The organism is Croceicoccus sp., from assembly GCF_983967925.1.
The window spans coordinates 36,337-57,313 of the sequence record NZ_CFETID010000002.1 but is presented as its reverse complement, the minus strand read 5'-3'; the positions used below and the strand labels follow the sequence as shown (position 1 = coordinate 57,313).

The window sequence follows — 20,977 nt, the reverse complement described above, 5'->3', positions numbered from 1 at the left end:
CCGCCTATTTGGCGAGCAGCCGCCGCCACCATGCCTCGTTGTCGAGATACCATTGCATCGTCTCGGCAAAGCCGGTCGGGAAATCGCGGCTTGGCGTGTAGCCGATTTCCTCGCGCGCCTTGGTCTCGTCGATGGCGTAGCGACGGTCGTGGCCCTTGCGGTCGGTGACGAAGGTTTTCAGCGTCTCGGTCGGCTGGCCCTTGGCGGCGAGCGCGTCGGGATAGCGCTGTGCCAGCGAGGGATCGGAGGCGAAGATCGCATCGACGCCGCGGCAGATCTCCTCGATCACCGTCAGATTGGGCAGTTCCTGCCCGCCGCCGATGTTATAGGTCTCGCCGGGCTTGCCGTTCTTGAGAACCGCTTCGATCCCGCGGCAGTGATCCTCGACATGCAGCCAGTCGCGCACGTTCATGCCGTCGCCATAGATCGGCAGCGGCTTGCCCGACAGCGCGTTCAGCAGGAACAGCGGGATCAGCTTCTCCGGGTACTGGTAAGGCCCGTAATTGTTCGAGCAATTGCTGGTCGTCACCTCAAGCCCGAAGGTGTGGTGATAGGCGCGCACCAGATGGTCCGATCCCGCCTTAGACGCCGAATAGGGCGAGTTCGGCTGATATTGCGTCGTCTCGCTGAAGGCCGGATCGTTGGGGCCGAGCGAGCCATACACCTCGTCGGTCGAGACATGGTGAAAGCGGTGCGGACGGCCCGATCCCTTTTCGACCCAGACATCGCGCGCGGCCTTGAGCAGGCTGTGCGTGCCGATGACATTGGTCTCGATGAAATCGTCCGGCGCGCTGATCGAGCGGTCGACGTGGCTCTCGGCCGCGAAATGCACGATGGTGTCGATCCCGCGCTCTTCCAGCAGGCGGGTGACCAGCGCGGTGTCGCAGATATTGCCGACGACCAGTTCGATATTGTCGACATCCTCGATCGTCTCGCGGTTGCCGGCATAGGTCAGCGCGTCGAGCACGATGATCGTGTCGCCGGGATGCCGCTCGCGCCAGTAATGCACGAAATTGCCGCCGATGAATCCGGCCCCGCCGGTGACGAGCAGATCAGCCAAGCTGTTTTACCTCTTGAAGCATGTGGCGCAGGTTCTCGCGCCAGTGAACGGGATCGACGCCAGCGGCCTCGCGCGTCGCGCGGCTGTCGAGCAGCGAGAAGGCGGGGCGCACGGCAGGCGTCGGGTAATCTTCGGTGGTGATCGGCTTCACCGTGATGGTCCGGTCGATCAGCCCGATGGCGGCGGCTTCCTCGCCGATGGCGACCGCGAAATCGTACCAGCTGGCGACCCCGGCGTCGGAGAAATGGTGGATCCCGCTCGACCCATTGGCGACAAGGCCCCAGATCGTGCGCGCCAGCGAAGTCGCCCATGTCGGCGCGCCGATCTGGTCGGATACGACGCCGATCTCGTCCCGCTCGCGCATCAGGCGCAGCATGGTGGCGACGAAGCTGGCGCCGCCCGCGGCATAGACCCAGGCGGTGCGCACGATCAGCGCGTCGGGGCCGGCCATGTCCTCGCCTGCGGCCTTGGTGCGGCCATAGGCGGACAGCGGATTGCGCATGTCGTCGGTTGTGTAGGCGGCGGACGCGCGGCCATCGAACACGAAATCGGTCGAGACATGGACAAGCCGCGCGCCGATGTCGGCGCAGCTACGCCGCAGCAGGCCCACCGCGTCGGCATTAATTCGCTGCGCAAGATCGGTCTCGCTCTCGGCCTTGTCGACCGCGGTATAGGCACCGGCATTGATGACCACGTCGGGTTTGCGCTCCGCGATGGCCGAGGCGATGCTGTTCGCATCCGCGAGGTCGAGTTCGGCGCGTCTCAGCGCGGCAATCTCGTGCTGCTCGGGCGCGGTTGCTGCCAGCGCGCGGCCCAGCTGTCCGTTCGCGCCGGTGATCAGGACCTTCATGGGAACGTCTCCACTTCACCCAGCGGGGTGCCCTGCGCGTCCTTGCCCGACAGGATCGGCTCGATCCCCTCCAGCGGCCATTCGATGCCGACATCGGGATCGTCCCATGCCAGCGAATGCTCCGCCTTGGGGTCATATCCGCCGCGGCACTTGTAGAGGAAGTCGGTGCCGTCCTCCAATGTCAGGAAGCCATGTGCGAAGCCTTCGGGCACCCACAGCATGCGGTGGTTGGCCGCGCTCAGTTCCACGCCGAACCACTGGCCGAAGGTCGCGCTGGAACGACGCAGATCGACCGCCACGTCATAGACTGCGCCCGATACCACGCGCACCAGCTTGCCTTGCGGACCGGGGTTCTGGAAATGCATGCCGCGCAGCACGCCGCGGTTCGACCGCGAATGGTTGTCCTGCACGAAATCGATATCCAGCCCCGCATCGGCAAAGCGCGCGCGGTTCCAGCTTTCCAGGAAAAAGCCGCGCTCGTCCCCGAACACCTTGGGCTCAACGATCAATACGCCGGGCAGGCGGGTCTCGACGATGTTCATGCGTGCGCCTTTCAGTCCGGTCCGTGTTCGAGCAGGCCCATCAGATAATCGCCATAGCCCGATTTCCTGAGCGGCGCGGCGATGCTGCGCAGCTGGTCGTCGCCGATGAAGCCCTTGCGCCAAGCGATTTCCTCGGGACAGCAGATCTTCAGCCCCTGCCGCTCCTCGGTAATGCGCACATAGGTGCCCGCGTCCAGCAGCGATCCATGCGTTCCGGTATCGAGCCACGCATAGCCGCGCCCCATGATCTCCACCGAAAGGGAACCGTCGTCGAGATAGAGCCGGTTGAGATCGGTGATCTCAAGCTCTCCGCGCGGCGAGGGCTTGAGGTCGCGGGCGCGGTCCACCACCGTCTCGTCATAGAAATAAAGGCCGGTCACCGCATAGTTGGACGTCGGCTGCTGGGGCTTTTCCTCAAGGCTGGTGGCCTTGCCCTGCTTGTCGAAGCCGACCACGCCATAGGCCGAAGGATCGGCCACCCAATAGGCGAACACGCTCGCCCCGTCGGTGCGCGCGTCGGCGGCGGCAAGCTGTTCGGGCAGGCCGTGGCCGTAGAAGATATTGTCGCCCAGCACGAGCGCGCTGGGATGGCCCTTCACGAAATCGCCACCGATATGGAAGGCCTGCGCCAGCCCGTCGGGGCTGGGCTGCACCGCATAATCAAGCGAGACGCCCCAGTCCGACCCGTCGCCCAGCAGGCGCTTGAACTGCGCCTGATCCTCTGGCGTGGTGATGATCAGAATCTCGCGGATCCCCGCCAGCATCAGCACCGCCAGCGGGTAGTAGATCATCGGCTTGTCATAGACCGGGACCAGCTGTTTCGACACGCCCTTGGTCAGCGGATAGAGCCGTGTTCCCGACCCGCCCGCCAATACGATACCCTTGCGCTGCAATGTCATGTTGGCCTTACGTCCGTGCGTCTGCGTGCCGTGCCGCTAGAAGGGGCGTGCACCGTGATGTCGGGATCGGGTGCCTAAGGACAATGTTTTCGCGTGGCAAGTGATGGATCGCCGCTCATTCCGCACATTTTCCGGCAGGTGGTTTTCCTGACAGGGCTTGCGTCCCGCCGCCGCCGCATTAACGCCTGCCGCGATGACGGGATCCGTTTCCATTGCCGGCGCCGTGCGGCGGACGCTGCTGCGTCTGGCCGTGCACGGCGATGCCCTGCGCGCCCACCCGCGTGCATGGGCGGTGGCGGCGTGGTGGCGGCTGTTGGGGAAACGGGTGCGTTCGCGCTCGCAGATGGCGCCGCTGCTGGGCGCCTCGCCAAGGGCCTATCGGCTGTGGCTGCTGCAGGGTGAGGACGATCCGGTGCCCGAGGCTGGCGAGCCGGCTATCCTCGCGCTGATCGAGGAAGGGGCTGGTCTGGACCGGACACTCGCCAGCTTGCACCGGGAAGCCATCGCGCATCGTGTCATCGGGCGGGGTTCCGAGGTGCCGACCGACATCGGCGCGGGGTGGGTCATGCCGCTTTTGGCGGGCGATGCGCTGGCAAGGGGCGCCGGGGCATTTTATCGCCAGAGCGCCGCAAACGCCGATGATGCCACGCGTATCCTGTACGCCGACGACGATCTTCTCGGGACGGCCGGCCAGCGCGAGAAGCCGCATTTCAAACCGGGCTGGAACGCGGAACTGTTCCATCACCACGATTACCTGACCGGCGCTGCGCTGCTGCAGGTGGAGGACGGCGATCTTGCGGATTTGCCGGGCGAAGGCTGGGCCAAGGCGCTGACCTGCCGCGTGCTGGACCGCACCCTCGCACAGGGCGGAAAGCCGGAGCATGTGCCGCGCATCCTGCACCACCGACGCGTTCGTCCCGACCCGGTCCGACCCGCGGCGATCGATCACGCCGCCTTCCGGGACTTGCCTTCCATCACGGTCATCGTCCCGACCCGCAACCGCGTGGATCTGCTTCGCATGTGCCTGACGGGGCTGGCGGGCACGGAATATCCGGGCGCGCTGCAGATCATCGTCATCGACAATGACAGCGACGATCCGGAAACGCTCGACTATCTGAACGCGCTGGACCCGGATTTCGCGCGGGTCATGCGCCATCCGGGCGCATTCAACTTCGCCGCGATGAACAATCGCGCGATCGAGGAAGCCACGGGTGATCTGGTCTGCCTGCTCAACAACGATATCGAGATTCGCGATCCGGATTGGCTAACGACGATGGCGGTGCAGGCGCTGCGGCCCGAAGTCGGCGCGGTGGGCGCGCAATTGCTCTATCCCGACGGGCGGATCCAGCATGCCGGGGTCGTAACCGGGATCGGCGGCGGCGCGGCGCATGCCCACCGGCTGCTTCGCCCGGAGGACGAAGGCTATTTCCGCCGCCATGCGCTGCCGCAATTCGTGTCGGCGGTGACGGCGGCCTGTCTGGTGGCACAGCGGTCAAAGCTGCTGGCGGTCGGCGGCATGGATGCGGCTCATTTCGCGGTAGCTTTCAACGATGTCGACCTGTGCCTGCGGCTGAATGCGCGTGGCTGGCAATCGTTCTACGAGCCGCGCGCGTCGCTCATCCATCACGAATCGGTGTCGCGCGGGCTGGACCGCGATCCCGTCGGCGCGGCCCGTCTGGCCCGCGAACTGGTCGCCCTGAAGGCGCACTGGGGCACCGGGGGCGGAATCGATCCGTTTCACCATCCGTCGCTCAGCCCGTTTTCGGAACGCTTCGTGGTGCGGCTCTGACATGACGACACGCCTTGATCTCAGCCAGGTGACGCTTTGTGCGGCGAGTTCGGTGAACCTCGCCGCGACCGTCCGCGCGCTCGAACTTTGCATGGCGCAGATTGATTTCGCCGAAGTGCTGCTGTTTACCGACAGCGCCTCTACCGCGCGGCTGGCGCCTGTCGACCCCGCGATCCGGATCGTCGAGATCGCACCGCTGCTGTCTTCGCCGGCCTATTCGGACTTCATCCTGCATGGCCTGCCCGACCATGTGGCCAGCGATTTCTGCCTGGTCGTGCAATGGGACGGCCATGTCATCGATGCGGGCCGCTGGCGGGACGAGTTCCTCGACTACGATTATATCGGTGCCAGCTGGCCGCAGTTCGATGACGGTCATGACGTTGGAAATGGCGGTTTTTCGCTGCGCAGCCGCCGCTTGATGGCCTTGTGCCGCTCAAGCGAGTTCACCGCGCATCACCCCGAAGACATCGCCATAGGCCGCACCAATCGCGCCTTTCTGGAAGCGCGGGACATGCGTTTCGCGCCCCGCGAACTGGCCGACCGCTTCGCCGCCGAGCGCGCGGGCGATCCGGACGCCAGCTTCGGATATCACGGCGTTTTCCTGATGCCCCGCGTGCTGGGGGGCGAGGATTTCTGGAACGCCTATGCCTCGCTGGACGAGCGATCCAGCCTCAGGCCCGATTTCGGCGACCTGTTGCGCAGCGTCCTGCGCGGGGATAAGGGGGCGCGGCGCGCCGTGACGATGATCGGTCGCAAGCTGGCCGACGCCAGGCTTTGGCGACGCTTTCGACGGGCAAACTAGCCGGGGAAGAAACGCGAAACCCTTTGCATAGCGGCCATGAATGATGATTAAGGCCGTTTAACCGTATTAACTTGCGCTTCAGAGGCGCGCTGTAAGAACACTCCCGATGCATCACGATACGGAACTTCAGCGTCTGGCCGTAGAGGTCGGCACCGAAAAGCAAGGCGGCCTGCTCGGCAAGCTGGGCGCACGCCTGCGCAAATGGCGCTGGTTCGCGCTGTTCGTGATCGCGCCCACGGCGATCGCCTCGCTATATTACGGCTTGATCGCGGCGGACGTCTACGTGTCGGAATCGCGTTTCGTGGTGAAGGCTCCGGACAAGCGTAACAGTTCGATGGGCTCGTTCAGCAGCTTCATGCAGGGTGCGGGCCTTGGCGGCGGACAGGAGCAGAGCAGCGAGATCCTGGGCTATCTGCGTTCGCGCGATGCGCTGCAGGACGTGTCGAAAACCGTCGACGTGCGCGCGATCTTTTCGGCGGAAGAGGCTGACTGGCTGAATCGCTTTCCTCGCCCATTAAGCGCAGGCAATTTCGAAGACCTCTACAGTTATTACAACGAGATGGTCTTTGCTGCTCCCGATGCCGAAACGGGACTGACGGTTCTGAAGGTCAATGCCTACCGACCGGAAGATGCGCAGACGCTGAACGCCGGGCTGCTGGACCTGAGCGAACAATTGGTAAACCGCTTGAACGAGCGCGTGAATGCACGGGCTATCGACGAGGCCGAAGAGCGCGTGCGGCTTGCCGAACAGCGCGTGCGCAATGCGCGCGTGGAACTGGCCGCATTCCGCAACCGGTCCGATTTGCTCAACCCCGAACAGCAGGGACAGGCCGTGCTGGCGGTGTCGAGCAATCTCGTCACCCAGGAAGCCGCCATGCGTGCCAAGCTGGCCGAAGTGCAGGCCGCGACGCCCAACCACCCGTCGCTACCCGCCATGCGCAAGCGCGTCGCGGCGCTGGCGCAGCAGGTGGCCGAACAGACCGGCCGCGCCGTGGGCACGCCGGGGGGCATCGCGTCCAAGCTGGCGGGTTATGAAACGCTGCTGGTCGAACAGGAATTCGCCACCCAGATGCTGACGACGGCGCAAGCCTCGCTGGAACAGGCCCGCGCCGAAGCGGTCAGCCAGCAATATTACCTTGAGCGCGTGGTGGAGCCGAACCGGCCCGACGATGCGCTTCTGCCCAATCGGGTCAAGAGCGTGCTGGCCGTGTTGTTTGCCTGTCTGTGCCTCTATCTAGTCGGCTGGATGCTGGTCGTCGGCATACTCGAGCACGCGCCGGACGACTGATGACACGCTTTGCTGAAGGCCTGCGCGTCCAGGCCAAGGTCATCAAGGCGCTGATGGTTCGCGAACTGGTGACCCGCTTCGGGCGCGAGAATATCGGCTTCCTCTGGATCATGGCCGAACCGCTTCTGTTTGCAGGACTGGTCGGCGTGGCGTGGTCGTTCATGAAAGGGCCCGAAAGCCACGGCATCGGGGTCATCCCTTTCGTGGTCAGCGGTTATATCCCGCTGACCTTCATGCGCCATTCCTTTGCGCAATCGGCCAAGATCTTCGTTGCTAACAGTGCCTTGCTTTATCACCGGCAGGTCAAGGTGCTCGACTTCATCTTCGTGCGCGTCTCGCTTGAGGCTATCGGCGCGATGATGGCCTATCTGTTCGGCGGTACGGTGCTGCTGTTCCTCGGCCAATTCCCGGTTCCCGCCGATGTCGCCCTGCTGATCGCGGGTTGGGCCATTTACGTGCTCTTCGTGCTCTCCGTCTGCCTCGTCCTTGCCCCCCTGTCCGAGGTTTCCACCGCAGTCGAAAAGCTGGTGCCGGTCAGCGTCTATCTCGCCATTCCATTTTCCGGCGTGTTCAACATGGCGTCGTGGCTGCCTGAAAACCTGCGCGAATATCTGATGTGGTCGCCGCTAGTGACGGGCATGGAACTGATGCGTGCCGGTTTGTTCGGTGAACTGGTGATACCCTATTACGACGTGCCCAAAGCACTAACGGTCAGCTTTGCCTGCATTTTCGTGGGCCTGGTCCTTTGCCGCCGGGTTCGCCGGACGCTGGCAGTCTCATGATTCACTGCCGCGACCTTCACAAGCATTACCGCAGCGGTGCGATGACCAAGACGGTTCTGCGCGGCGTCGATTTCACGATCAATCCGCGTGACCGGATCGGGCTGCTGGGCCGCAACGGCGCGGGCAAGTCGACGCTGATCCGGCTGATCGGCGGGGTCGAGATGCCGACATCGGGCAAGATCGTGCGCAAGATGAGCTGTTCGTGGCCGCTGGGCTTCAACGGCGGGTTCCAGGGCAGTCTGACGGGCTTCGACAATGCGCGCTTCATCGCCCGCATCTATGACAAGCCCTATCGCGAAATGCGCGAATTCATCGAGGAATTCACCGAGTTGGGCATGCAGCTGCGCATGCCGGTCAAGACCTATTCCTCGGGCATGCGCGCGCGGCTTGCCTTTGCGCTGTCGCTGGCGATCGAGTTCGAATGCTATCTGATCGACGAGGTCATCATGGTGGGCGACCGCGCCTTTCAGAAAAAATGCGAAGAGGAATTTTTTGAACAGCGGCAGGACCGCGCGCTGCTTCTTGCCTCGCACAGCACGACCATGGTCAAGAAATACTGCAATCGGGCGATCGTCCTGCACCAGGGCGTCGCCACCATGTATGAAGACGTGGGCGAGGCGCTGGCCATTTACGAAGCCTTGTGAGCATGCCAACAGAAGCTGCCTGCCAGCGCCGTCGGCGCCGTTGCGCCGGAGTTGCTTATTGAGAGAGTGCTGGCATCGGCCATGCCGCGCGCCTGTGCCGACAGATCATGCATTATGGCGTTCTCAGTCGCTACTCAAAGAGCAGAAGGCTGCTACGGGAAGTCAGCCACTTGTACCTTTCCCCAAAGAGCAGAACCGAACCGCTACGGGAATTGCTTCGGTCGATACGGCCTCGACTATCACGATCGCTGATCATTCATCGCACGCCTTAGCAGCCCGCCCTGATCACAGTGCATTGTCGTGCGGTTTTGCCAGGATGCCGCGATAGAGGTCGAAATATGCGGCGGCCATGGTGGCGACTGAGTTGCGCGCGGCCTGTTGGTTCTGCCATTGGACAAGTGCGGCATCCACGACAGAACGCGCTTCCCGGTCAAAGCCAATGTTCACGATATTTGCGTAGAGCGAGGCGATGTCGTCGTGCCGCAGTACCCAGCCTCCGCCGCTCTCACGGACGCGACTGGCCAAGGTAGCAAAATCCAACACAAATGTTGGCACGCCGACAGACCAGAGTTCGGTCAGCGTGTGGCAATAGGTTTCATCCCAGATCGAGAAGACAGCCCCGAGATGGGGACGGATTGCTTCGACCCGCTCGGCAAAGCGGTCGCGTTCGTAGCGGCCATGGCAGATCAAACGCGGATGTCTGCGTTTGGGCGCCCCGCTATCGTCCAGAACCTCACCCAGAATATGGAATTCCAACCGTCCCGCTTGATCCTGTGCAAGCAACTCATGCACGATATCGAGGCCCTTCGCGCGCGTGATGGTGCCAGGCAGGAGAATGCGCAGGACTGCGTCGTCATCGGGCAAATGGGCGAGGCGGCAAAAATTGCTGAAATCGCGCCCGTGGGGGATCACCGTGAAACGTTCGGGCGACACCGCCGGCATATGTTCGAGGATCCGTGCCCGCGCGCTCTTCGATGTGGTGACGAAGGCATCGCAGGGCGCCAGGGCTTCGGAGAAACGCTGCCGCCAGACATGGACCCATTTATGCTTAAGCTCGGGGAGAGAACCATCAGGCCATAGTTCTGTTCGGCAATGCCCATCCCCAGGGGTACAGGCGCCACCACAGAACTGCATGGTATCGTCGAGCAATTTGACGGTAGGACATAGTGCGTAGAAATCGTGAAAGGAGAACACGACCTTGCTGCCAAGCGCTTTTGCGATTTTCGGCAAGGCCAGTCCGTGCCAGCCCAGATGGCGGATATGCACGATGTCGGCATCGAGCCTCAGCAACCATTCACTGATTACGGCGTCGTATTCTTCCGAGCGGTGAGAGACCGGGTCAATGGCTTCATCCAGGCGGTGGATCCGCCGATCGCCCGAACTATCTTCGGCGCCATCTTCAGGCCCAAGCATGCGCTGCAATTCGAGCGTCTTGCCGTCGCATTGCAACAGCCAACAGTCCACCTTATCCGCGAGCCCGGCCATGAGATCGCGATTGGTCTGTGGGGTTCCGCCAGTCTGCGTCGACACAACGAAGAGGACACGTGGAAGCGGCGAGGGGCGGTTGGTACAATCGGTCAGGGCAACCCGTGCGCGTTGCCGTGCGAGCCCGATTTTGGCGCTTTGAGTGAATTTGCGGATCGAGATTTCGTATTCAGGATAGCGTTGATCAAGCACCGCCCGCCCGGCCTGCATTAATGCGTGCCGCTCTTCACCGAAGCTTTTCGACCTTGCGTGGAATACGTAAGTCCGGTCGTCGATGATGTGTCGCCAGCCATTCCGCATGGATCGCATGCAGAAATCGTTCTCCTCACCATACCCGCGCGGAAAAGCCTTCGCATCGAAACCGCCGACCTCATCGATGCAGGCGCGGCGTATGAACATGCAGAACCCGTTGCCGGTTGGCACGGTTGGATAGAGCCCCAGGCTCTGCCGGCGGAAAGCCCGGGCGTAGGCGATCTCGCCGACCATCTCGGGCAGGGTGTTGTCATTTCCTGGCCGAGGCGCTGAAAAAAGGCCTGCCCGATCGGACATGGGTGTCACGGTGGCGATGCCAGGTGCCGAATGCGCAGCAACGGCCAGTCCCTCTACCCACCCTCTCGTGACCCGTGCATCGGAATTCAGTATGATGACATCGTCGCGGCCGGTTTCGTCGAAACCTCGATTGACACTCCGGGTGAAGCCCAGATTCGCTTCGTTGCGCAAAAAGCGCATGTTTGGCCGCTCGGCTGCGCTTCGCAACAGATTCGCAACTTCCGGGTCCGTTGACGCGTCGTCGATAAACAGGATCTGGACCGAGTCCGGCGTCCACGCGGACAGGCGCTGGATGCAGACTTCCAGATCGCCGGGTGCGTTGAAAACCGGAACAATGATCGAGACATCGCGAATAGGCTTTGCGACCCTCCGGAGATCGACGAAGGCGCGGTGTTCCGGGACATTTACCGAAGTTTCCTGCAACGTTCTGCCGGACGCTCGAATTCCGACGATGTGAGGGCCGGGATCGAGCCAGCGAAGAGGCAAGTCAGCTCGAAATCCACCAAGGCCTTTGGAAATTCCCAGCTTCTCCAGATCGCCGCGAGGCCCGTCATTTCTAATGGAAACGAAGAATTCGCCGTCGACAATGATATCGAGCTCGAGGATCCGCCCTCTTTCGCTGCTGTCGACGCACCATCCTTCGAGGGCGTCATCGGTCAGACTGTCGATCGTGATGGTGATGTCCGAGGCCGCGTTTATGCTCTGCAACGGACGATATTCGCCATGCTCGCGGTGGAATCTCATTGCCTGTGTCAGGCCTGCCTGTTCGCTGCCATGCGGACGGATCGTGACAGAGAGCGTATCTGGCCCGAGGCATTCAGGGGGCACCGCAATTTCAAAGCCATAGGCTCCATCGCCTATCCCGGCGTCACGAAGATCGGGACGCAGTACATTCGCCGGTTCATCAATGGCTACGACCCGCCCGTCGATCAGGAGGTCGATACGGATCGGACCGTCGTGGTCCGCTGACCGGGCCCAGCCCAAAACGCGCCCGTCAATTATGGCATCGAGCGTTCCCTGAAACGGTTTCTCTCGCGAAAACCGTTTGCGAAGCCAGTTCGGCACGACGGTCGTAATGAAGTGTTTCATTGTGTTCCGCGTTAGCGATCAGCAACGCAAAAGGGAAATTCTCGTCGCCACTCTGGGCTCGATTGTCCCTTCTTCTGGCGCAGCGCGCGGTTCCTCCAGACGAACCCGTTCATTCTTCCGTGACAGATCGGTATCGGGCCTGGCAGGCAAATCGCCCTACCGATGCAAACTCACCAAGCGCTTCAATTGGCGGACCAAAATCAAGACGGGCGCACGGCCTTCACAGTGATGGCACGGTTGGCAATTTCGCTCGGCGTGCGAGGATAGACCAGTTCGGTTTCGAATCCTGTTTCTGCCAGCATGTCGACGATATCCCGCCCGAAATTGGCATAGACCAGCGACCTGCCGCCACGGCCGTCGCCATGATATTGCTCTTCAAGGAGATGCACGTCTTCCGGTCCGCTGGTATCCACGCGCCAAGTGGTTTGTTGCCTCAATGGCTCTTGAAGCGGCACCGTGAACAGATTCAAACCGCCAGGCTTCAATACTCGAAAGATTTCGGCGAAAGCTGATAAAGGATGTCGAACGTGTTCGAGGACATCGGACGTTACGACCAGGTCGAAACGGCAATCGGGAAAGCTGAGAGCCTGCAAATCCTCATGGCGGACTGGCGCGGCGGCGCGTTCTTCGGGAGTGTAGTAGAAGGACTGTGTATAATCCGCGATCCGGCCCAAATACGGGCGCAGGGTTCCGCTGAGTCCCGGTTCGTATACGGAAAGCCTGGCAATGCTTGTCGAAGTGACGAGTGTTGCCAATGACGTCACGCCGGGTAGGGCGTAATGCCGCACGAGGGCATCAGCCTGTCCCTGCTCGCGCAATGAGGCTCGACAGCCGCCGCAGTTATAGGTTTCCCGGATCGCGCGATGGTTGCGCACGAATTCTCCGACCCATCCGCACACAGGGCACGATCCGAAATAGCTGTCCGCGTCGAATTCCATGTTACCTCCAGTTTCGGTCGCTGCCCTTAGGATCGGACCGAAGGTCTTATCTAGATCAATCCGACGGGTTTGCCTGTTCGTCAAAACCATGCCGGACAGGTTTTGGCGACGAATTCTCGTCCGTCAGGATTTCGTCGACGAACCCGGAAAGCCGTGCGTCCCAACTGTGCTCGCGGATGAAATCCTGTGTTGCGACTGCCGCACGTGGGGCCTCCAGGGCTGCTCGCACAGCGATAACGAACGATTCCTGATCAGAGGCCACGGTAATACCTGGCACGTCCTCGAGGCCGCTGATGTTCGTGGCGACGACTGGAACACCGTGGGAGAGGTAGACGTATTGTTTCAGCGGGTTCATTGACTCGGTCAACGCCATACGCCGATGCGGAATGATGGCGACATCGAAGCGGCTGACCCATGCTCCAAGTTCTTCGTAAGGCGCCACCCCCGGCATCAATACGTTCGGCAACTCCGCCAATTCCCGCACGGATGGGTTGGCGTGTGTCGAACCGACGAGTACGATCAGCGCATCCGGAAGCTCCCGAGACAGGCGTTTGATCAACTCGTCGTCGATCTTTGCCTCAAGATTGCCGGTAAAACCGATTACCTTGCCCGGCCATTCGGTCACGCGCTGGAATGCGGAAGAGGAAGGCGTGGTATCCGTAGAGGGCATATCGCAGCCATTGGGTATCAGGCGGATATCAGGGCGTATCTTCGCCATCGAGGCGCGCACCGGCTCGCAATTGGCCATGGCAAAATCGGCAAAACCCAGCACTCGGGTATAATGCTGATCGAGTTCCCGGCGCTGGTCTTCCGACACATTTGGCCAGGCGCGGTGGTCGTCGACGATATCGGTAACAACTCGCGCAGGTTTGAACGTGTCGACAAGAGTTTCGAGGAAGGGATTGCGCGGATAAAGCCAGAACACGGCCTGCGACGGATCGACACCTTCCTGTTCGAGCGTAGCCCTGACATGGTTGACCACTTGGTCCTGCAGGGCATTTGACTTCACGTTGCGCACGTGACGTGGCTGGTAGACCAGAACCCGGCGCGCGATTTTGCCTTCGTCGCGAAGCCCCATCTGCTTCTCGATGGTGCGCGTGTAGATGAGGCGGTCCTGATCGCCGGAACGCCCGCGGTCGCGTAATTCTATTAGCTTGTTGCGTGAGATCGGCGCATCGAACACAATGACCCGGCGGACGTCGTCGCGTGAGGCAAGATAGCGCGCGACCATGTCGTTGCGGCGGCCATAAAGTGCACTGTCGTTCTGCTTCCAGAACATGACGATGTCTCGGCCTTGCTCGGGAAGTGTCTTGGAGGGTTGCGGAGGCTCGCAGCCAAGAGCGCGATATTGCGCAGCGACAAGTCGTGTGCCGCTGCCAACCGCAGCTTCAGAGGGCTTCTGCGCAACCGCTTCGCCGATGATTTTTCGCAGGCTTTCTCCGGCGGAAAGATAGCTGTAGCCCCTCAGGAAGCGCTCTCGCACAGCGGCCTGCGATTCTGGCGTAACCGGCTTGTTCAATGCCGCGACAATGGCATCTTTCAGACCCTTCGGTTCGAACGGAACCGCAAGCCCTGCCGAAACGAGGTCCATCAACGGCGGAGTCGGTGTGACCAGCAGCGGCAGCCCTGCAGCAATCGCATCGATCGCCTTTGCAGGAAGCTGGAACTGCGAGATCGGATGGTCGACATCCTGGGGCAATGCGACCACATCGCCCAGCGCCATGATCGTAGGAATAGCCGAGAATGGCTGCCCGGGTATCTGGATGACCCGGCCCGGCGCGATCTGGTTGAGCTTTGCGGTTACCGACTTATCCGGTGCGTCGCCGATGATAACAAGTCGCACCCGTGGATCATCGATCGCGGCCACGGCGGCGGCAAGTTCGCCTATCCCTTTATGCAACCGCGGCGTGCCGAAAAACAGCACGACGCGTGCGTCGATCGGCACCCCGAACCGGTTGCGGACCGCCACCCGCGCGCTGGCATCGACCGGCTGGAAGGCCGATTCGTCGCGAACATGCGGCACGACAACGCCCCCGAACCGCTTCTGCAGAGCCGTATTGGAGACGAGGATTCGATCTGCGGTTCCAGTCAAGCCTTCGCACAAGCGGGTCCATTCCTCGCCGTAAGGCTCGACATGATTTGCCCATTCGCCGGGCTGGACTGCCTCGAACTGTTCCATCGTAATCGGATCGCGATTGGCGAAGAAGCTAAGTTCGTGATCGTCAATATCGAGGATCAGCGGGCAACCGGCTGCATCCCGGATCTGCATGCCCAGTTGCAAGGCCGGCAGACGGGGCTTGCAGGCGATGACGACATCGGGGCGGACCTGATCCGCAATCGAGCGTGCCAGTTCGATCATGTCTGGCAGATTGTGTCCGGGGATCGGGATTACGGGCAGGCGCGAATCGCGCAGCGGCTCCCAGACCCGCGATCCGTATCGCGGGAACTGAAATCCCGCGATGACCGTGTGTTCGACCACGCGGTCCACAGCTTCGGCCAGCATGTAAGCGCGGCCCACCGGATTATGGCCGATATCCCAGGAGATCAAAAGCGCGCTTAGCGGCAGTTTGTTCTGCCTGGAAGGCTTCGGGCTGGCGGAGAGTGGCGCAACTGGCCGCATCGTAGAGAGGTTTGCCGGCACGGGCTGCGGCGATTTTTGTTGCTGCGTAGACCCGTCGGTAGCGGTTGGATCACCGATGCCCCGAGGATTGCGGCCCTCGTAACGCCCGAAAAGCTGGTAATGCATGAGCGGGTTCTGTGCGCTGCGCACGACATCGGGGTACGATTTCAGATAACCGCTTGTCGAGAAATCTGGTGCGGGATCGCGCCCCTCGTCCGTGCCGTGATCCAAATAGTGCAGCAGGGGATTGCAGCCGGCAGCTGCCACATCCGGGTACATGTCCAGATACCAGCGCGCGTCGAAACAGGGGCTGGGCGATCGCCCTTCCTGTCCGCCGTGCAGTATGAAATGGACCAGCGGGTTCATGCCGCTCTCGACGACATCAGGATTTTCTGTCGCGTAAAAAGCAGGATCGAAAAGCGCGTGGGGGCTGAGGCCGGCCGTTGCTCCGCTTGTCAGATAGTGGATCAGCGGATTGCGGGCCGCTTCCTCGTCTTCGCCGATAGTTTTCGCCGACGCGAGGTAGAAATCGACATGGAATAGCGGACCGGGATCGCGGCCACGGACGGCCCCTCGCAGCAAATAGTGATCGAGCGGATCCAGACCGGTCAAAGCGACGTCGGGATTGCGCATGCGATACCAGTCGGGATCGAACAGCGCCATCACCTCGGCCATCGAAACGCTGCGCGCCACTCGATCCCGCCGCCGTCTTGCAGCGATGGGATTGTGCGTCAGTTTGCGGATCCGAGAGAGCACGCGCCAAAGCGTCGATCCCAGAATGGCATCGAGTAGAGCGGCTTGAGCGGCCCGTTCGGCTTCGAGCAACACCTTGTCCCTGACGGCCAGGTTCAGGTTCCACTCGAATTTGGCGATTTGAGTGGCCGCCTTGTGGCGTGCCCGGCCAAACGCACGGATCTCATCGGCGGAACGCTCCATCGCTCGCCGGAGTATGTCCTGATGTGCTCGCGCCTGCTTCTCCGACAACCGGCGTTGGGCCGTCAGTTCACCCTTCAATGCCTCGCGCTCGCCGACCAGCCGCTCGCGATCTTCTCCGAGCTTTGAAAGCGTCTTGTTATGATGGTCGCCGATTTCCAGAAGTCGCTTTGTCGTCACCTCGAGTTCACGGCGTGCGCTGTCGAACCGATCGTTTAGCCCAGCCAGATTCGTGCGTGTTTCATCCAGTTCGCGTGAGACTTTACCATGCTTCGCTTCAGTCTCGGCCGAACGCGCCTTTGCTGCTTCGAGCTCGGCGCGTGTCGTCTTCAACTGTGCGTCGGTCGCGCCTAGCTTCGCTCGCGCTTCGTCGGCCGCTGCCTGATGTCGCTGTAGGTTGGCCTCGGCCTTGCTGCGTTCACGTTCGCTGGCTTCCTTTTCGGAAATCAAGGAACGTCGCGCTGTCTGGTCGATTTCGAACTCGCGGAGAATCTGTGTGGCATGTAGCGAAACTGCCGGGATTTCGAGTCCGGCACCGTCTACGCCAAGGTCCTTCAGCATGGCCCAGAGGTGTGCTTGCTCCGGCGAAAGGCGCCAATCCTGCCCGCCGTCTTGCTTTTCCCGAAAAAGTGCGGGATCGATCGCTGCTACACCCTGCTCGGGATCCAGGCCGCTTACCCCGAGGCTTTGTAGCCGCGTCGCCAGCCGTTCCAGTGTAGCAGCAGGATCACGGATAAGCGCATCGTAATGAACGAAACAGCGGTCTAGACCATCGGAATCGCGCAAAGCACGCAGGATGTAGGTTTCCCAAAGTGCCAAAGAGGCCTGGATTGAGAATCCATTGCGATGATAAAGAGAATGAGCGATTTCGATCGGATGCCGCAAAGCGACAATCGGCAAAACCCGTCGCAGCAACGGCAGGACGATCGGCAGGAGCACGCACAGGCGCGGCTCCTTGATCGCCCAGTGACCTTTGGCGTCCAGCTTTTCGGTTAGAGAGATGAAATCCTCGCGTGCCGGGCCCAGGACCGGATTGGTCAGTTGCCCAGCGTCGAAACGAGAGATTTTCCACCAGTCGGCCTCGCCGCGATGCAAAAGCGCATCGCAAATACGCCGCGCATCCCGGCGCTCAAAGAAGCCATGCGGGTTTTCCCAGTTGCTTGCAGTCAGTTCGTCCTGATCACCAACAAACACGCCCATGCGGGCGAGGGCATTGGTCAGCGCGGATGTGCCTGAGCGGTGCATGCCCAACACGATCATCTGGCGAGGCTGCTCAACTGGCCCCCTCTTCTCAGCCTCGGACAAAACCTGTGATGTATTATTCTTAATTTTCACCGGCTTGCATCCGAATGCTGCAGTTTTTCATCAGGGCCTCTATCTCTCAGTAGTCCTTGGGCGGTTCTGTAAAGCCCTATAGCAGCGTTGTCGTCATGATAAGCTGTTGCTGACGCATTCCCCTGAAATGTGACCGGTTTTTGGCAGATTCCGACGCGTTGGAATCCGCCTCCTTGTCAGGGCCGGGCTCTAACCGAGTTGCTACGGATCGTAGCAGAACGTCGTATCGTCTTTATCAATAGACCTCACTCGTCCGGTCGAGGTGGGGGTGATGCCATGCATCGACATGTCCGATGCTGTCCCAGCGCTGCTGGAACACGGCGAGTTCGCGCAAATAGCGTTCCATGTGTTCGGGCGCGAAGTCCAGCCCCCGCGACTTGCTTTCGTGATGCACCAGTGTCGCGGCGGGGGTGTAGATATTGGACAGGCCCAGGGCGCGAAGTTTCAGGCACAGGTCGACGTCGTTATAGGCGACCGCCAACCCTTCCTCGTCCAGCCCGCCAACCGCGTCGAAATGCGTCTTGGCCACCAGCAGGCAGGCAGCGGTAACCGCGCTGGCCCCGCGCGCGACATGGGCCTGCGCGAAATAGCCTGGCTCGCCTTCGGGCAGTCCGCGATGCGCGTGACCCGCGGCGTTGCCCATGCCGATGACGACGCCTGCGTGCTGGATCGAGCGGTCAGGATACAGCAGCCGCGCGCCCACCGCGCCGACGCCCGGCTGGACGGCCTCGCGCATCATGGCGGTCAGCCAGTCGGGATGGATGATCTCGATATCGTTGTTGAGCAGGCAGAGATATTCGCTGGCCGCATGGCGCGCGCCATGATTGTTGATCGCCGAATAGTTGAACGGATGCGGCCAGCGCAGCAGCTGGACCCGCGGGTCGGCGGCGACGCTGTCCATGTAGTCCAGCGTTTCGGGATCGCGGCTGTCATTGTCGACCAGAACGATGTCGAAATCGGGATAATCGGTGCCTTCCAGCAGCCCTTCCATGCATTTTCGCAGCAGTTCCACGCGGTCGCGCGTGGCAACCACGATGCTGACGCGGGGCAGCGGGGAGGGCAGGATCCATTGGACATCGACCGTGCCGTGCTGACCGTTTTGCACTTCGGCCCGCCCGTCCAGCAAACGCGCCACGGCGGCATGGCGGCTGTCCTGTTCGCGCTGCCATGCACCCGCCGGCGTACGGGCTGTGACGCGGGGGACGTGGCCAACTGGAAGCGCGGGGCCCGCCGGATCGACCGTCAAGCGCAGCAGGACTTCGTAGAGACTTTCCCCCTCGCGCGGCGGGGCGGCGGTTAGCGGGGCAGACACCCGATCCACCCGCAGTGCGCAGGCATGGCTGACGTAGTCCTGCGACAGAAACAGCCGCGGATCCCATTGCGGTTTCAACCAGGGTTCGCGGCCTATGCCGCCGCGCCCGAATTCGTCCTGATCGCCATAAAGCACAGCCGCCGCGCCCGTATAATACGCCGCATAGGCCGCCAGCGCATTGCCCGGCAGCGCATCGCCGGATGCGAGCGGCACCATCAAATCGACACCGCAGCCAGTCGCCGCATCGAGCGCGGCGCGAAGCCCCGCAGTCCTGTCCGGAAAATGCCCTTCCACGATCTGGACCGCACCGGCGGATGCGATGTCCGGCGTGCCTTGCGCGGACGTCACGAATATCGCCTCTGGCGGCAGGCTCTGCCGTTGCACCGACGCCAGGGCGGTTTGGAATGCGTCGGGCGCGTCCCCCGCAGTCAGGTGCAAATGCACGCCGATCCTGGGTATCTCGCCGTCCTCGCGGGCGGACAGCGTTTCGAAATCGGTCAGCGCGCCGGCCTGCATCAGCCTTTGATGCGCGAAAGGCAGGCTGGCGATGGCGCTTTGCAGCCGGTTGCGCGCCCGCACTCGCTTGCCGCACAGCCGCGCCCATCCTGCGCCTGCCAGACGAGCGGGGCGGCACAGGATCAGCAGCGACGCATCGCGCATCCACGCAAGCCGTCTCGATGTTTGAAAACGGGAAGAAAATCGTGTCATTGCAGTTGGTTGAAGCGCGTTCCTCGACCCGGCCATGCCGTGCGCGCCCATGCAGCGGCGACAGCGTTCCCCGCAAGGCGACATCGGTTCGACGAGTAGAGCGAGTTCGGACTAGGCCTGCCAGTGGTAATTCGTTAGGTGGGCCGATCGCTATAACAGACTGGTTTGCAATTGCGCATGAAATTTCAACATTGCTTGGTGCCCGTCGCGCTGGGCGTCCTGTGCGGCTGTTCGACGCTGCCCAGCACGGGGCCCACCGGCAGCCAGATCCGATCGACCGCGGAAGAAGCGGTCGAGACCGGAGCGGGCCCGCAGATTGCCATTGTCGAAGTGGACCGCGCGGAAGTCGTGCCGCCGGTGCTGCCCCCCGTTCAGTGGGCTTTGCCGATGCAGCCCACGACGCCGACCGACATCGTCGGACCGGGCGACGTGCTGGCGATCAGCATCTATGAAGCGGGTATCCCCCTGTTCGGCAGCACGGGCGCGAGCGCGGAGATCGGCGGCAGTTTCGACCCCGCGGTCAAGATGCAGGCGCTGCCCGCCAGCCGCGTTAATGACGATGGCGAGATCACGATCCCCTATGTCGGCCGCCTTAACGTGATGGGCCGTACCGTCACCGAAGTGCAGGAGATGATCGGCCAGTCGCTGCGCACCCTGTCGCAGGACCCGCAGGTTCTGGTGAACCGTGAGCAAGTCATCACCAATTCGGTGATCGTCGCGGGCGAAGTGGTGCAACCGGGTCGGCTTGTGCTGGAAACCAACCAGGAAAGCATGTCCGACGTGATCGCGCTGTCGGGCGGCTATCGCGGCGATCCCAAGGACCTTGTCCTCAGGGTGAAGCGCGGCGAGAACGAGGCGCGCATCCGGCTGAGCAAGGTCATGGCCGGCGCGTATGAGGATCTGAAGGCCTATCCGGGCGACCGGCTGACGATCCTGCCCGAACCGATGATGTATTCGGTGATGGGGGCATCGGGCCGGGTCCAGCAGTTCGCGTTCACCCGCGACACTATGACGGTGATGGAGGCGATCGCCAATGCAGGCGGCCCGGATCGCAGTACGGCGGACCCGCAGGCGGTATTCCTGCTGCGCTTTACCGGGCCGAACGGGGCGGAGCCGGTGGTCTATCACTTCAACCTGATGAAGACGCCGACCTATTTCCTGGCACAGCAATTCGCGCTACGCGACGACGACATCCTCTACTTCGGCAATGCCGAGGCGAACCAGCCGCGCCTGCTGATCCAGACGATCAGCCAGCTGTTCGCGCCGGTCGTGACGGTCACCACCGTCGCCAACAGCCTGGGCAATTGATCCGTCGCACCGACGGTCCCGGCCATGCGCCGGGGCCGTTCGGG

General features: G+C 62.1%; 14 protein-coding genes. 6 read left to right on the top strand and 8 right to left on the bottom strand.

Annotated features, from left to right (window positions below):
• Positions 1 to 4: 4 nt before the first annotated feature.
• From rfbB to rfbA, 4 genes are read right to left on the bottom strand one after another with little or no spacing between them, the layout of a single operon-like run.
• Positions 5 to 1,060 (bottom strand): dTDP-glucose 4,6-dehydratase, encoded by a 1,056-nt coding sequence (gene rfbB, locus AC4FIJ_RS01585; protein WP_490334981.1) that lies wholly within the window; start codon positions 1,058 to 1,060, stop codon positions 5 to 7.
• The gene (gene rfbD / locus AC4FIJ_RS01580) at positions 1,053 to 1,910 is read right to left on the bottom strand and encodes a dTDP-4-dehydrorhamnose reductase (RefSeq protein ID WP_490334980.1); all 858 of its coding nucleotides are present in this window, start codon (positions 1,908 to 1,910) and stop codon (positions 1,053 to 1,055) included. Before rfbD ends, rfbB begins: the two co-directional genes overlap by 8 nt.
• Positions 1,907 to 2,452: a dTDP-4-dehydrorhamnose 3,5-epimerase gene (rfbC, locus tag AC4FIJ_RS01575; protein ID WP_490334979.1), complete on the bottom strand. Its 546-nt coding sequence runs from the start codon at positions 2,450 to 2,452 to the stop codon at positions 1,907 to 1,909. Before rfbC ends, rfbD begins: the two co-directional genes overlap by 4 nt.
• Before the next feature lie 11 nt (positions 2,453 to 2,463).
• On the bottom strand, positions 2,464 to 3,351 hold the full coding sequence (rfbA, locus tag AC4FIJ_RS01570) for a glucose-1-phosphate thymidylyltransferase RfbA (protein WP_490334978.1): 888 nt from the start codon (positions 3,349 to 3,351) through the stop codon (positions 2,464 to 2,466).
• A gap of 193 nt (positions 3,352 to 3,544) precedes the next feature.
• Here rfbA and AC4FIJ_RS01565 point away from each other — a divergent pair, with 193 nt between their 5' ends.
• The 5 genes from AC4FIJ_RS01565 to AC4FIJ_RS01545 all read left to right on the top strand — a co-directional run bounded on the left by AC4FIJ_RS01565 (position 3,545) and on the right by AC4FIJ_RS01545 (position 8,656).
• Positions 3,545 to 5,140, top strand: a complete 1,596-nt coding sequence (locus tag AC4FIJ_RS01565) for a glycosyltransferase family 2 protein (protein ID WP_490334977.1) — start codon at positions 3,545 to 3,547, stop codon at positions 5,138 to 5,140.
• A gap of 1 nt (position 5,141) precedes the next feature.
• On the top strand, positions 5,142 to 5,942 hold the full coding sequence (locus AC4FIJ_RS01560) for a DUF5672 family protein (protein WP_490334976.1): 801 nt from the start codon (positions 5,142 to 5,144) through the stop codon (positions 5,940 to 5,942).
• A gap of 106 nt (positions 5,943 to 6,048) precedes the next feature.
• Positions 6,049 to 7,230 carry a KpsE/RkpR family capsule polysaccharide export protein gene (locus AC4FIJ_RS01555; protein WP_490334975.1) on the top strand — a complete coding sequence of 394 codons (1,182 nt, stop codon included), beginning with the start codon at positions 6,049 to 6,051 and terminating at the stop codon, positions 7,228 to 7,230.
• Positions 7,230 to 8,012 carry an ABC transporter permease gene (locus AC4FIJ_RS01550; RefSeq protein ID WP_490334974.1) on the top strand — a complete coding sequence of 261 codons (783 nt, stop codon included), beginning with the start codon at positions 7,230 to 7,232 and terminating at the stop codon, positions 8,010 to 8,012. The genes AC4FIJ_RS01555 and AC4FIJ_RS01550 overlap by 1 nt, the downstream gene beginning before the upstream one ends.
• A complete protein-coding gene (locus AC4FIJ_RS01545) occupies positions 8,009 to 8,656 on the top strand; it encodes an ABC transporter ATP-binding protein (RefSeq protein WP_490334973.1) in 648 nt (215 codons plus the stop codon). Before AC4FIJ_RS01550 ends, AC4FIJ_RS01545 begins: the two co-directional genes overlap by 4 nt.
• Before the next feature lie 285 nt (positions 8,657 to 8,941).
• Here the strand turns inward: AC4FIJ_RS01545 and AC4FIJ_RS01540 are convergent, their stop codons facing one another.
• From AC4FIJ_RS01540 to AC4FIJ_RS01525, 4 genes are all read right to left on the bottom strand, one after another.
• Positions 8,942 to 11,779 (bottom strand): glycosyltransferase family 2 protein, encoded by a 2,838-nt coding sequence (locus tag AC4FIJ_RS01540; protein WP_490334972.1) that lies wholly within the window; start codon positions 11,777 to 11,779, stop codon positions 8,942 to 8,944.
• Positions 11,780 to 11,979: 200 nt separating this feature from the next.
• On the bottom strand, positions 11,980 to 12,717 hold the full coding sequence (locus AC4FIJ_RS01535) for a class I SAM-dependent methyltransferase (protein ID WP_490334971.1): 738 nt from the start codon (positions 12,715 to 12,717) through the stop codon (positions 11,980 to 11,982).
• Positions 12,718 to 12,772: 55 nt separating this feature from the next.
• Positions 12,773 to 17,530, bottom strand: coding sequence for a glycosyltransferase (locus AC4FIJ_RS01530; RefSeq protein ID WP_490334970.1), 4,758 nt, complete (start codon positions 17,528 to 17,530; stop codon positions 12,773 to 12,775).
• A 310-nt stretch (positions 17,531 to 17,840) separates the two neighbouring features.
• Complete coding sequence (locus AC4FIJ_RS01525) at positions 17,841 to 19,577, bottom strand: glycosyltransferase (RefSeq protein ID WP_490334969.1); 1,737 nt, start codon at positions 19,575 to 19,577, stop codon at positions 17,841 to 17,843.
• Positions 19,578 to 19,802: 225 nt separating this feature from the next.
• On the opposite strand from AC4FIJ_RS01525, the gene AC4FIJ_RS01520 reads away from it, so the two are divergent.
• Positions 19,803 to 20,933, top strand: a complete 1,131-nt coding sequence (locus tag AC4FIJ_RS01520; protein WP_490334968.1) for a polysaccharide biosynthesis/export family protein — start codon at positions 19,803 to 19,805, stop codon at positions 20,931 to 20,933.
• Positions 20,934 to 20,977 lie beyond the last annotated feature (44 nt).